The 14346-nt window shown below is 45.7% G+C and carries 11 protein-coding genes and 1 pseudogene; 6 read left to right on the forward strand and 6 right to left on the reverse strand.

Annotated elements, in window-relative coordinates:
- Positions 1-171 precede the first annotated feature (171 nt).
- A complete protein-coding gene (ettA, locus tag L865_RS0115590) occupies positions 172-1839 on the forward strand; it encodes an energy-dependent translational throttle protein EttA (protein WP_028774088.1) in 1668 nt (555 codons plus the stop codon).
- Positions 1840-1913: 74 nt separating this feature from the next.
- On the opposite strand, the gene L865_RS0115595 is transcribed toward ettA, so the two are convergent.
- Positions 1914-2864, reverse strand: a complete 951-nt coding sequence (locus L865_RS0115595; RefSeq protein ID WP_028774089.1) for an MBL fold metallo-hydrolase — start codon at positions 2862-2864, stop codon at positions 1914-1916.
- Positions 2865-3070: 206 nt separating this feature from the next.
- Between L865_RS0115595 and L865_RS0115600 the strand changes: the two genes are divergently transcribed.
- Positions 3071-4195 carry an acyltransferase family protein gene (locus L865_RS0115600; RefSeq protein WP_028774090.1) on the forward strand — a complete coding sequence of 375 codons (1125 nt, stop codon included), beginning with the start codon at positions 3071-3073 and terminating at the stop codon, positions 4193-4195.
- Between the two features lie 33 nt (positions 4196-4228).
- Complete coding sequence (locus L865_RS0115605) at positions 4229-5323, forward strand: metallophosphoesterase (RefSeq protein ID WP_051484648.1); 1095 nt, start codon at positions 4229-4231, stop codon at positions 5321-5323.
- Positions 5324-5327: 4 nt separating this feature from the next.
- On the opposite strand, the gene L865_RS24615 is transcribed toward L865_RS0115605, so the two are convergent.
- From L865_RS24615 to L865_RS0115620, 3 genes are all read right to left on the reverse strand, one after another.
- Positions 5328-7208, reverse strand: coding sequence for a GGDEF domain-containing protein (locus tag L865_RS24615; protein WP_028774092.1), 1881 nt, complete (start codon positions 7206-7208; stop codon positions 5328-5330).
- A 258-nt stretch (positions 7209-7466) separates the two neighbouring features.
- Complete coding sequence (locus tag L865_RS0115615; protein ID WP_028774093.1) at positions 7467-10580, reverse strand: multidrug efflux RND transporter permease subunit; 3114 nt, start codon at positions 10578-10580, stop codon at positions 7467-7469.
- Entirely contained in the window at positions 10580-11686 is a 1107-nt protein-coding gene (locus L865_RS0115620) for an efflux RND transporter periplasmic adaptor subunit (protein WP_028774094.1), read from the reverse strand. The genes L865_RS0115615 and L865_RS0115620 overlap by 1 nt, the downstream gene beginning before the upstream one ends.
- A 248-nt stretch (positions 11687-11934) precedes the next feature.
- On the opposite strand from L865_RS0115620, the gene L865_RS24005 reads away from it, so the two are divergent.
- Entirely contained in the window at positions 11935-12393 is a 459-nt protein-coding gene (locus tag L865_RS24005) for a GNAT family N-acetyltransferase (protein ID WP_051484649.1), read from the forward strand.
- A gap of 69 nt (positions 12394-12462) precedes the next feature.
- Positions 12463-12936 (forward strand): LabA-like NYN domain-containing protein, encoded by a 474-nt coding sequence (locus L865_RS0115630; protein WP_028774095.1) that lies wholly within the window; start codon positions 12463-12465, stop codon positions 12934-12936.
- A 42-nt stretch (positions 12937-12978) separates the two neighbouring features.
- Here the strand turns inward: L865_RS0115630 and L865_RS24010 are convergent, their stop codons facing one another.
- Positions 12979-13359 carry a DUF4156 domain-containing protein gene (locus L865_RS24010; RefSeq protein ID WP_051484650.1) on the reverse strand — a complete coding sequence of 127 codons (381 nt, stop codon included), beginning with the start codon at positions 13357-13359 and terminating at the stop codon, positions 12979-12981.
- Between the two features lie 147 nt (positions 13360-13506).
- Here L865_RS24010 and L865_RS24015 point away from each other — a divergent pair.
- Positions 13507-13761: pseudogene (locus L865_RS24015) on the forward strand (NYN domain-containing protein); the annotation flags it as partial.
- A 336-nt stretch (positions 13762-14097) separates the two neighbouring features.
- Here L865_RS24015 and L865_RS0115645 read toward each other — a convergent pair.
- Positions 14098-14346, reverse strand: a 249-nt coding sequence (locus L865_RS0115645; protein WP_028774096.1) for an IS3 family transposase, incomplete at its 5' end; no start/stop codon positions are given.

The following is a 14346-nucleotide window of genomic DNA, read 5'->3' on the forward strand; positions in this document are numbered from 1 at the left end:
TTTGCAATGCGTTAGTCGTGGCGTTGCCATCCGCCCTGTTTAACAAGCGGCAGAGAATAGCAGCGAAACCAACACAGAAATTGCCAAGACAAATTAGTAAAAGTTAGATTTAAGTTCGGCGATGATTACAGTAGAATTGCCTGCATTATTGGTAAAATAAGCGAATCTAACATGGCTCAGTTTGTATACAGCATGCTTAGAGTGGGCAAAATTGTTCCACCGAAAAAGCAGATCCTTAAAGACATTTCGTTGAGTTTTTTCCCTGGCGCTAAAATTGGTGTTTTGGGTCTTAACGGCTCTGGTAAATCAACGCTACTGCGCATTATGGCCGGCCTCGATACTGAAATCGAAGGTGAAGCGCGTCCGATGCAGGACCTCAAAATTGGTTACTTGCCGCAGGAGCCTAAGCTAGACGAGCAGCAAACCGTGCGCGAAGCCATTGAAGAAGCGGTTTCTGAAGCCAAAAATGCACTAACACGTCTTGATGAAGTCTATGCACTTTACGCCGAACCCGATGCCGATTTTGATGCGTTGGCAAAAGAGCAAGGTGAACTTGAAGCCATCATTCAAGCCCAAGATGCTCACAACCTAGACAACATTCTAGAACGTGCCGCCAATGCACTGCGCCTACCCGATTGGGACGAGAAAATCGAGGTGTTGTCAGGGGGTGAACGTCGCCGTGTAGCCATTTGTCGTTTGCTGCTTGAAAAGCCAGACATGCTGCTACTTGATGAACCCACCAACCACTTGGATGCTGAATCCGTGGCGTGGTTAGAGCGCTTCTTGCAAGATTACACTGGTACCGTAGTGGCGATTACCCACGATAGATACTTCCTAGATAATGCTGCAGGCTGGATTCTAGAACTTGACCGTGGTGAAGGTATCCCATGGGAAGGTAACTACTCTTCATGGCTTGAACAAAAAGATGCGCGTTTGCAGCAAGAGTCAGCAACAGAAAGTGCTCGTCAAAAAACCATTGCCAAAGAACTTGAATGGGTACGCCAAGGCAGTAAAGGTCGTCAATCAAAAGGTAAGGCGCGTATGGCTCGATTTGAAGAGCTTAATACCAACGATTACCAAAAACGTAACGAAACCAACGAGCTGTTCATTCCGCCTGGACCGCGTTTAGGTGATAAGGTTATTGAAGTTAATAACCTGACTAAGTCTTATGGCGACCGCATCTTAATTGATGACTTGAGCTTTAGCGTACCTAAAGGCGCGATTGTCGGTATTATTGGTGCTAACGGTGCGGGTAAATCGACGCTGTTTAAAATGATCTCTGGTGCTGAGCAGCCTGACAGCGGTAGCGTTGAGTTAGGTGAATCGGTGCAAATTGCCTCGGTTGAGCAGTTCCGCGATTCAATGGACGATAAGAATACCGTCTGGCAAGAGATCTCTGGCAGCCAAGACATTATGCGCATTAACAACACTGAAATTCCAAGTCGTGCTTATGTTGGACGCTTTAATTTCCGTGGTGGTGATCAGCAAAAAATCATCGGCACCCTTTCAGGTGGTGAGCGTAACCGTGTGCACCTTGCTAAGCTACTGCAAGCTGGCGGTAACGTACTGCTTCTCGATGAACCAACCAACGATTTAGATGTAGAAACCTTGCGAGCACTAGAAGAAGCGCTATTAGAGTTCCCAGGTTGCGCCATGGTGATTTCGCATGACCGTTGGTTCCTCGATAGAATCGCGACTCACATCTTAGATTACCGTGATGAGGGCCAAGTCAATTTCTATGAAGGTAACTACACAGAATATTCCACTTGGTTAAAAGAGACATTAGGCACTGATGCTATTGAACCGCATCGCTTAAAGTACAAGAAAATGACTAAATAACCTTAGGTTAAGTCATAGTAAAAACGGAGGCGAATGCCTCCGTTTTTACTGTTTACATACCGTGTTTGGTAGCATTAATGCGCAATAAAGCCAGCTTTAACTCCCTCTTTCAGGCTGAACTCATCACCAATAGCGCCGACCACCATATGTTGACGGTCTGATTTAAGTAATCGGCGCAACGTGTACAAAGCATCCACACCAGTACAATGACTGCCTATCATCTGCTTCAAACCAAAACCCTGTAATTTTTTTGCTGTCCAAGCTAAATGCTCATCACTGGCAAATACCAGATGAAACCCACCTATAGCGGCAGTGATGTTACCTTGGCCTATGCTAGTTTGTATATGTTCCATGGTGTTGATAATGCCAGCATGACCGCACCCAGAGACCAAGACAAAACCCTTTGGGGTATCGAGTACTAATGAGAGATCTTCTGCAACAATGTCACTGACTAACCCTGACTGAGTCACAAGCTTGGCTTTTTGATTCCAATTTTTCTCGTCATGCACTCTTGGAACATTGCCCGTCACCCACACGCCCGAGAAAATTTCTGTTGGTTTATCGTACTCAATAAACTCTACGCCCATTTTCAGCAACTCATCTCGCATTTTCCATATGCCATTACGACTATTAGCCCGCTCGGCAAAAATACCCTTACCAACATGCACCCGCTTAATCGCATGGGGATTTTTAGCGCGGATGGCTTGGGCAATGCTTAGCAAGCCGCCGGTATGGTCGCCGTGGTTATGGCTTAAAATCACATCTTCGACATCAGATAGATCAATCCCGAGTTCTTGCGCATTTTGCAGCACTGTTTGCGGACGGTAACCGCTATCAAACAAGATCTTTTTACCGTCGACCTCAATTAAAGCAGCATAGCCCCACTCGCCAATACCGCGGCTGGCTAGCATGGTTGAAAGTGTCGTGATCTTCAGCTCAGTAATTTGCCGCTGAGAGCTTGCGCCATAGGCATCCGGCACAATGGCGGCAGACAACATGAGTAATAACCCCAAAATTTTTGTCATTCATCTTCCTTAAATCTGTACAAAACTATGCTGGATAACCTGAAAATGGCCTACCGTGCTGATTTAGCGCCTTCGCTCTGCTGTCTATGTCTCAGCCAATATCGATTCTAGATCTATTTAACCTCGGTTTAGTCTTTGAGGATAGCTGCTAGGTTAATGTTAGTGCTAAGATGTTACTGTAAGGTAAATTCAACAAGGAATATAGAGTGAATCAAGACGTTGCCAATAACAATAACGACAAGGTCGACGCGAAGGGCGCCAGTGGAGATCAGCCTAAGCCACAAGCTAAAAAAGCCTTTCTTAACAGCATTAATCATTTTCGCGGCATCGCAATAATCTTTATTGTGATGGCCCATTGCTATCGTCCAGCGGGGTGGCAAGTAGAAACCTTAGCCGATAAAGCCTGGTTTAACTTAATGATGAATGGCACGGTATTTTTTGTATTTATTTCTGGCTTTCTATTTCATCATGTATTCGCCCATCGCTGGGATTACAAAAAATACATGAAGAACAAAACCAAATTTGTTTTCCTGCCCTACCTTTTGTTGTCGCTACCTTGGATTGTCTGGCATATTACCGCCGGTACCGACCCCTTAATGCACCTCAATTACACCGATTTAACCGGGCCTGCAGAGGTCGCTAGTTGGTATGTGATTACTGGGCGAACATTAACGGCTTACTGGTATATCCCCATGGGGATGATGTTATTTGCCTTATCGCCGTGGGTGATGCATTTGCTTAAAACACAGCGATTAATGCACTTTGCGCTGCCATTGTTTGTTGTTGCGATGTTAATCCACCGCCCAGAATCGAACCTTAACGCAATCCAGTCGTTATTTTACTTCTTGCCGGTCTATCTGTTTGGAGTTTGGAGTTCAGAGCATCGCGACCGCTTATTCCCATTTATCGATAAGTATTGGCTACTAATGTTGTTATCAGCCATTGCGCTTGCCATCGGTCAGGCTCACTTTTATGGCGCTGGCGTGCTCAACAAACCGGCATTGGAACTCACCGTGCCAGACTTAATGTTGCCACAAAAAATCTTACTGACTTTAGTGCTGTTAGCCATTCTTAATAAGTTTGAACACATCAGCATCAAACCTTTGCAAAAGCTCGCCGATGTCAGTTTTGCCATCTACTTCATTCACCCCTGGATCACTACCCCGTGGTGGATGATTTATAACAGCCCAGATGTTTTTAGTTTACAAGGGCAAGGTAATGTACTTACCACCTTAGTGGTTACCTTAGGGGTGATAGCCATCTCCTATGTCATTGCTGTTGTCATAAAGGCATTGCTGAACAAACGTAGCCGTTACCTCATCGGTTGGTAATAGCACTAGTACAATAATAAAAGGCAACTTTTGATGTTTATTCTCTCGCGCTTGTTACGCCGCTGCGCCCTGTTGGGCGCCGTTATTTCAACGCCATTGGCTTTTGCGGCCGGCTCGCAATCTATTGATGAGTTTTATGACGGCCCCTACATTTTTGATGGCAGTGATTCTACGCAGCATCAAGTCAATTGGATTTGCAATGGCAAACTAAAACAGCAAGTCCACACCCAGCTAAACGCACAAATTCAACGCCCTCACAATTGTGGTCAACTGCCACAACCAAGCCTCAACCCTGATGCCACACAGCTGTCAGCAGATAGCTACAGCGGAATTAAACAGATTGTGGCACTGAGTGATGTTCACGGGCAATTTGACGTGTTAGTGACGCTATTACAACGCCACAATATTATTGATGCCCAACAAAACTGGACCTTTGGCGACGGCCATATGGTAATGACCGGTGATATGTTTGATCGCGGACATCAGATCAATGAAGTGTTGTGGCTCATGTATAAACTTGACGCCCAAGCAACTGCAGCAGGAGGTAAATTGCATCTATTAATGGGTAACCATGAGCAGATGGTGCTGAGGGGCGATCTTAGGTATATCCACCCTCGTTATGAGCTAAGTAGCCAGCTACTTGAGCGACCTTACGATCAATTATATGGTCGCGACACTGAGATCGGCCAATGGCTCAGATCGAAAAATACCTTAGTTAAAATCAATGACACTTTGTTTTTGCATGGCGGCATTGATATTGAGTGGGTCAACCGCAAATTGGCCCTCGATAAAGTGAATCAGCTGTATCGAACCAATGTGGATAAAACCAAAGCTGAGCTTAAGCAAGATCCCTTACTCAGCTATCTATTTTTTGGCAATGGTCCCACTTGGTTTCGCGGCTATTTTGACGAAGATTACTCGCAACAGGAACTTGAGCGGATTTTGGCTTACTTTGAAGTGAGCCGAGTAGCCGTTGGCCACACTTCACAAGACCGCGTGCTAGGACGCTTTAACAACAAGGTGATTGCCATCGATTCCAGCATCAAAAAAGGCAAATCTGGCGAGCTACTGTTCATTGACCAGCAATTATGGCGCGGTACCTTCACGGGTGAAAAACTGAGCTTATAACAAGCTAAGCTTGATAATCGGCGCATACCACCTGGTTGCGCCCCGCGGCTTTGGCTTCATATAACGCACTATCTGCTTGGGCTATCAGCTGCTCAAGCAACCCTGCTGGACCCACCTTAGCATTTGCTGACCATACACACATGCCTATGCTGGCACTCACCTTTTGTTGCTGCATATTGGTGGCAGAGAAGTCTAACTCGGTTAAGCGCGCACACACCTCTTGCAGCACCTGACTGGCGGCTTCTTTATCATGCTTGGGCAGCAAAATCATAAACTCTTCCCCACCCATACGGCAAATCTCACCGCGTTGACCTAGTACAGATAATGTAGCTGCCACAGATGATTGTAATACGGTGTCGCCAGTTGCATGACCGTAAGCGTCATTAATCTGCTTAAACTTGTCTAAATCCATAATCGCAACAGTAAATGGCTGACGCGCTTTAACTCCCCGGCTCAGTTTCTGCTCGGCCGAGATAAGCCCTTTACGACGATTATAAATCTGCGTCAAACTATCAATATTGGCCAAAATACGAATGCGGCGCAGAGCAAAGGTGAGCCAAATAGACACCAAAATTAGCGCTAGCGATAATACACTCAATAAAAACAACTGGCTGTTTTTGCTGGCTATCGACTGCTGCTGATCGCTAATTTCAATTAAGTTCTCTGCATTCGCTTCAGACAACTCTGCCGCCTGCTCGGCATACTGCTCTGACTCTACCGCCATTTCCACTCTGTCGGCGCGTTTTGCCCCTTGTTGATCACTGTAATTGCGGATCAGCAACACCACAGCTTGCATGCGTTTAAACAAGTTGTCGATATCTTGATTGCTATAGTCGAGCTCTGCTTGCACCAGCAAGGTTTCAAACCGCCCTAACTTGTCACCTACTCGCTGGTACTCATTGAGCACCTCTTCGAGTAACTGACTCACATTGGCTGTTTCGCCTAAACGCACCATTGCCGATGCCTTAAGCAAACGCATAAGGTTGCGATTAGCAAAATAGCTTTGTACATCGTTAGCGAGCATTAACTTAGTATCTGCTAACACCTGACGATTACGGCCCAGCTTGGCATTAATTTGCACTCTTTGTGACATCAAAGCCCAATAAAATGGATGTTGTGGATTGACCTGGTATTGGCGCTCGATCTGCTCAAGTTGAGCGATAGCTTCGTCGGGCTGCTGGAGAAAATCGGCTAAAGTGGCCAGTTTTAGACCGATGCCTATTTGACTATAAACGGCATCAATCTCATGAGCGCGCTGCAGGGCAGCGTTTAATTCCTGCTCAGCGGAAACCACATCTCCCATGTACATCTTCAGTGATGCAACTTGGTACTGGCTCGATAGTGCACGGTGTGGATTTGCTAACTCAGTCCATAATTGCTGCGCTTTAATGGCCGCATCTAACGCAAGATCCAGCACGTTAGTTTCAAACAATCCCACGTGCAAAGAAGTGTAATAGTAGGCATGTAGATATGCTGAATCTACCTGTTTAAGGCCAGGTTCAAGCGCTTGTAATGGCTTTATGTACTGACCAACATTATCAACCAACAAGCGATATTTAAATTCGATAATAGCCAGCCAATAAGCCCGAGATGGATCTGAAGCCGGCATTAACTGCTTGGCTTGTGACAATAGCTCAAGAATAGCTTGCTCGTCATGATGCACAACCGCAAGATCGGTCGCTATCATAAAGTAGATCCCAAGCTCCTGCACATCCATCTTATCAACCTGGGTCGACAACTCCTCAAGCGCATCTATCGATATGGTCAAGCTCCTGCTTGCAGCCTGTTCTACATCATGAAGGCGTTCAACTATCGTTGCGGCATGACTGAATTGTCCGCTTGCTAATGTTAAAACAATGACCAGCAAACTCAGGCTGCGCCACATAGGTTCTCCTAGAAATATTGTGTTAAACAAGCTAATTTTGAGCAACTCCGTCGCCCTAAAAGCCGCATAATGCATTCGAAAATGTCAGCCAGCAATTCATGCACAAGATACAGTATTTATCGCATTTTAAAATATCATTTTAGACTATGTTATCAATGCCGCTTTGATGCAACGAATCAATTACTTAACGGCGCACTGGCCAAGCAACAAAAAAGGCTACCTTAATGGTAGCCTTTTTAATGGTTAACGCCACAGCAGCTAATGATTACTGCTAAGCTTAGCCTCTTGTGCCACTATGGCATCATTGAGTTGCGCCTCAACGTATCCGGGTGAATGCGTTGCGCCAGATATAAGGCGATACATGGCGGGAATCACCAATAGGGTGACAAAGGTGGCAAATGCCATACCAAAGAACACCACGGTACCTACCGCTATGCGGCTTTCTGAGCCCGCGCCCGAGGACATAATTAGCGGAATCGCACCAATCAAAGTGGTAAAGGCTGTCATCAAAATCGGACGTAAACGTCTGGCTGAAGCATTGATAATCGCTTGCTCAATTGCTTCGCCTTTATCCCGCAGTTGGTTAGCAAACTCAACAATCAAAATGCCGTTCTTAGTCACCATACCAATGAGCATGATCATACCAATTTGACTGTAAATATTAAGGCCTTGTCCGGTAAGGTAAAGCCCCATAAAGCCACCAAACACCCCCATGGGGACTGTAAACATCACCACTAACGGGTTGATAAAGCTTTCAAACTGCGCCGCAAGGACTAAATAAGCAACCAATAAGGCTAAGGCGAACACCACCATGACACTACTTTGGTTCCCCTTAAAGTCTTTTGACTCACCAGTATAGCTAACTGAGATTTCGCTAGGTAACATCTCAATGGCTTGGTCGTCTAGGAAATCCAACGCCTCACCTAAGGTATAACCCTCGCCCAAGTTAGCTTTTAGCGTGATCGACTTTTGCTTATTGGTATGACTCAATTTATGGGCCGATGCCACCTCTTCAATCTTAGTGATCGCATCAAGGGTAATTAACTCCCCTGACGCGCTACGCATGTAGATTTGACTTAAATCAGCCATATTATTGAAGCTGTCTTCATCACCTCTCAGGTAAACATCGTACTCTTCACCGCGATCGATAAAGGTGGTTTCACTGCGGCCGCCTAACATCACCTCTAAAGTTTCTGACACCGATGCTACACTAATACCTAGTTCGGCGGCACGCTGCCTATCGACACTGACCACTAACTCTGGTGTGGTTTCGGCGTAATCTAAATCCGTCCCTTCCAGCATAGGCGAGGCAAAGGCCGCTTCTTGGAGCTCTTGTGCCCATTTAAATAACTCTTTGCAATCCGAGCCGCCAAGTACAAATTGCACCGGCTCACTAGATTGGCCCCGAAAGCCCGGTAACATAGGACGCACCATGACATCGGGGATACCTTTTAGTGCTTCAGCCACAATTCCTAAAGCTTGCTGAGCATTGATGTCACGGTCTTGCCACTCTTCAAGCTGCATGATCACAAAGCCAGTTTGGTCACCTGCGCGGCCGCCAAATGCTGGCGCCTGTATGCTAAAGGATTTGATCACCCCTTCACCGAGTAAAGGCATTAAGCGTTCTTCAACAATATCCATGTTGGCGGTCATACGGTTGTAGCTGGTGCCTTCTGCGCCTTTAACAAAGGCAAAAATTACCCCACGGTCTTCTTGCGGAGCCAGTTGCGCGGGTACCTGATTAAGCAGCCAGCCGCTGCCCGCTATACACAACACAATGACCGCTGGGGCGCCATAGCGCCACTTTACCGCCAGCGTTACCGCGCGGCGATAATTGCGCTCAAAGGCTGCAAACAGCTTATCGACCCATACGTTAAAGCCATTGGGCTTCACCTCAGATTTTAAGATTTTGCTGCCCAGAACTGGGGTTAATGTGAGCGCGACAATCGATGAGAAGATCACTGCCATGGCAAGCATCACAGAAAACTCGGTAAATAACCGCCCGACCATACCGTCCATAAAGGAGATAGGCAAAAACACCATGACCAAAACAGCAGTGGTTGCCATAACCGCAAAGCCCACCTCTCGTGCACCTTTATAGGCCGCAAGTAATGGCGGCTCACCACGTTCAATGTGATGAAACATGTTCTCTACCACCACAATGGCATCATCGACCACTAAGCCAATGGCCAAAATCAGTGCCATTAAGGTCAGTAGGTTAATAGAGAAACCAAAGAAGTTGGCCGCGATACACGCTGAAATTAGCGATACCGGTACCGTCACCGCAGGAATTAACGTGGCGCGTGCTTGGCCAATAAAGATATACAGCACCAGCACAACCAAGGCGCCAGTAATAAATAACGTGTTGTAAACTTCGCTGATAGAACGGTCAATAAATACCGTAGAGTCGTAGTCGACGGTAAGCTCTGTGCCTTCAGGCAAGAACTTTTGAATACGCTCAACTTCTTGGTGAACCCCTTTGGCCACCTCAAGTGGGTTGGCGTCAGATTGCGCAATAATGCCCAAACTTAAATTAGGAACACCATCACTTTTAAAGGTGGAGTTTTCATTCTCAGCGCCAATAAAGACCGAAGCTACATCTTTTAGATAAATTGGCGTGCCATCTTCGGCTGTGCGCACCACCAAATAATCAAAATCTTCTGGGTGGTGATATAACCGCGCGGTACGTACCGTCATCACTGTGGTGTCGTTGCGTACTTCCCCACCAGGGGTTTCAACGTTTTCGGTATTCAATGCCGAAATAATATCAGAGGTAGTGACATTACGGCCCGCCATCAGCTCTGGGTTAAGCTGCACGTACATCACTTTGTACAAGCCACCAGAGATATCAATCGAACTCACCCCTGTGATGAGGTTAAATCTGTCCTCTAATACCCGCTGGGCATAATCGGTTAGCTGGGTCCGGTCCATCACTGACGAGCTAAGGTTGATGTATACCGACGGTTCACCGGATCCGTTATCTTTGGAGACAATCGGATCGTTAGCTTCATCTGGTAGCCTTCGCTGAGCACGGGCAACCGCGTCACGCACGTCGCTCACCCCTTCGGTTAAATCCCAGTCGAGATCAAACACGATAGTAATACGTGACATCCCATTACGGGTTACCGAAGTAATTTCATCAACACCACTAATGCCAGTAAGTTCATCTTCAATCGCAGTGGTAATTTGGCTTTCCATGATGGTCGCAGATGCGCCTTCATAGGTGGTCATAACAGTAACCACAGGGCTTTCTACATCGGGCATTTCTCGGACTGCCAGTTTAGAGAACGACACAATGCCGAACACACATAGCAGTAAGCTTAAAACGATGGCAACAACCGGCCGTTTAACCGACACATCAGATAACAACATTAACCGCGGCTCCCTTGAGGCTGAGCGTCATCAATATCGGCAATTTGTGTATCGGCAGTAATACTTAAATCATCGACCTTCAAGCCGTCACGCATGTTCACTAATCCTTGTACCACGATACGATCGCCAACGTTAACGCCTTCGCTAATTAACACTTCATCTTGAATACGGGCACCTAAGGTCACTTGAGTACGTTTAGCCATTTGGTGTTCATCCACCACATACACGTAACGTTTAGTGCCAGAGTACTCCAGCGCCTGCACCGGAATAACTGGCTCTAACACAGCCGGAAAGGTTAAATTGGCCGACATTAACATGCCTGGCTTTAACTGTTTTTTACTGTTGTCAAAGTTAACCCGCACTTTCATGTTGAGGGTATCTTGGTTAATGCGTGGATCTATCGCCACAATTTCACCAAAGAACACTTCTTTGGGCCAAGCGCGATTGGTGGCGCTCACTTGCATCCCCACACTAATCTGCGACAAATAGGTTTCGGGCACTTGAATATCTAGGCGCATTGAAGACAGATCATCCAAGCTAAGCAACTCATTACCCACGGACACCATTTTACCTAAGCTAAAATCAACTAGACCCGCAGTACCAGAAAAGGGGGCACGAATGTAATGATAGTCTAGTTCGGCTTGTGCAGCGCTTAAACGCGCCGCTGCCATTTCAACGCTGGCTTGTTGACCATCAATCTCTGTTTGGGTGATGGCGTTACTTTCAATCAAGCGATTAAACTCGGCCAGTTTACGCTTTTCATCTAGCAGGTAGGCATTGGCTTCAATCAAATTAGATTTTGCCCGTGCATCTTCCAACTCAATGAGCACCTGGCCGGCGGTGATGGCTTCGTTGGCATTGACGTTAATCGTCTTAATTTTGCCCTGCACTTCAGGGGCAATGTACACCGATTGATTGGCCTCTAATTTACCAATCAAGGTGATCTGTTGAGACAGCTCATGCTCATCAACAATCCCCGTCATAACAGGTACCACCCGCACAGACTTTGCTTTAGGTTGGCCTTTGTTTGCTTCGCTTAAACTGCTGTAACCAATCACGGCAATAACTGCCGCCACAAGAGGGATTAAAATAAGGCTTTTTTTCATGATAACTACTGCCAAAAAAAGAGACCGATACTAGGGACTATTTTAAAGAAAAAACCTGAAAAATTAGAGTAAATGAATGTAAAGCTGCGCAAATAACTTATCTAATAGTAACAAAAGCTTGTAACAAACAATTTCTGTTAACAAACTCAAAGATCGTCACTAACAAACTGGCCACATTGATCACCAAAAACCGACAGTTTGTCAGCAAGTCTCTTGCAATAGAGATCTGCATAAGCCATGCTGCGACCATGCACATAGTATGGATAGCTGACCCCGAATCCCGTCAGCAAGTTAAGCAGTTTTATCGCCTGTATATGCCCAATGCGAAACCCAATGCGCGCGAGCATATTGCTACACTCGTTAACGGCTGCAGTTCATCAGCAATCGCCGTTAGCGTTAACGACATCATCGCCACATTGAGACTGCGCCCAATAGGTGAAAACCAACTACTTACCGGGATGCTCGTCAGGCCAGAAAAACAGCATCAAGGCTTTGGCAAGCAGCTACTCACCGCCATTACGCCCAAACTAACAGCAAAGCCAACTTACCTTTTTTGCTTACCCAGCTTAGTCAATTTCTATCGCCAACAGCAGTTTGAGCAAACTGAAGAGCTACACAATGATATCGCCCAATTACTGCGACGCTATCAGCAACGCGAACCTCAGCTCATCGCCATGCGCTATCAGCCAGATAACCCAGATATTTAACAGGCAAGCCTTCAATATTGCCCACTGCTGCGGTATGGTGAGCAGCATACTCACCCCTTGGAGCACCAAGTGAAAAAACTTGCCATTTTTGTCGATGTGCAAAACATCTACTACACCTGCAAAGAGGCCTATGGCCGTCAATTTAACTATCGCAAACTATGGCAACATTTAGGCTACGAAGGGGAGATTGCCATTGCCAACGCCTACGCGATTCACCGCGGTGACGATGGTCAGCTCAAATTTCAAGATGCACTGAAACACATTGGCTTTGAAGTCAAACTCAAACCTTTTATTCAGCGCAGTGATGGTAGTGCCAAAGGCGATTGGGACGTCGGCATCACCATCGATATCATGGAAGCAGCCAGTGAAGTCGATAGCATTATTTTACTGTCTGGAGACGGCGACTTCGCCCTATTGCTAGGTCACATCGCCCACAAATACGGTATCGAAACCCAAGTGTATGGCGTACCTCAACTCACCGCCAAATCGCTCATCGACTCAGCAGCGAAATTTCATGAAATTGATGGCAGCTTGTTGCAATAGATTTGGCAGTTTTCTATGCTAATTTACTGAAGGTTCTAAAGGTTATTCACAATAAAAAGCTTCACCAATTAGGACGCTACTATAAACACCTTTACTGGAACTCATAACAACCCCATTTGAGGTTCCTGATGCTGCAATCCCTTCGTTGCTAGAATCAACAGCTTTGATTAAAAGGACATAATTACCACCTAACGCAGCGGTTTCATTACGAAGGTCATTACGTGCACCTTTAATTATATTTTCGTCACTCGTTAAATCAGCAGTAAAAAAGTTACCTTGTGATGCTGAAACCTCCCCTTTGAATTGACATTTACTTGTATCCAATTCTGACACTATTCGAACACCTCTAGTATCATCTTGAATTTTTGTAGCTGAGCAACCAGCAAGTATTTGTGCTGCAATAATAAGCGAATATTTTTTCATATCATTCTCAATTCTCTGTTCAATAATATTTCAACTGTTGCAACTTTGCTTACAGATGAAGTTCTATTTTCAGGTTCATAGAATGCAGATGAAATACCTTGTTTTCTAATTAATACCTATTAAGTATTCGAATAGGTAACAACAAACTTTTTTCAGCGCAGTGATGGCAGTGCCAAAGGCGATTGGGACGTCGGCATCACTATCGATATCATGGAAGCAACCAGTGAAGTCGATAGCATTATTTTACTGTCTGGAGACGGCGACTTCGCCCTATTGCTAGGCCACATCACCCACAAATACGGTATCGAAACCCAAGTGTATGGCGTACCTCAACTCACCGCCAAAGCGCTCATCGACTCAGCAGCAAAATCTCATGAAATTGATGGCAGTTTGTTGCAGTAACAGATATGGATCGCACCTCAATAAGGTGTGTTCCATTGTAAACCCACATTGGCAAAGGAAAGAGCGTTGACTCACTGTTCGTGTTCATCTAAACAACATGTATCTGAGCTAACAACAGCAGCCACTACCGTTTTGAATTAGCGGGCACTTAACAGTGCCAAAAGAGCAAAACACAACTGTCTCCCGCTAAAGGCTTTAGAAGTTGACGGCAAGATGTTCACTCATAAAAGTGTTGGCAAGCATCAGCTGGCATTACTTCTTTTTTTCTTAACTCCACACTTTCGGCAGCGGATAATAGACTCTAGAATTATTTCACTCTGGTAAGCCCCTAGTTATCTAGACACTTTCTAGTTTCTCAAAATACTGCTTTTCGAACTTCATTGGTGACAGTCCGTTATTACTACCATGATGGCGCACTGGATTATAGAAATATTCGATATAGTTAAATATTTCTGAGCGTGCTTCATCTCTGGTTTTATAGACTTTTCGCTTAACTCTATCCTTCTTTAGGAGTGAGAAAAAACTCTCTGCAACAGCGTTATCATGGCAGTTCCCTCTGCGGCTCATACTTGCTTCAAGGTTGTG

Source organism: Shewanella waksmanii ATCC BAA-643, assembly GCF_000518805.1.
Taxonomy (GTDB): domain Bacteria; phylum Pseudomonadota; class Gammaproteobacteria; order Enterobacterales; family Shewanellaceae; genus Shewanella; species Shewanella waksmanii.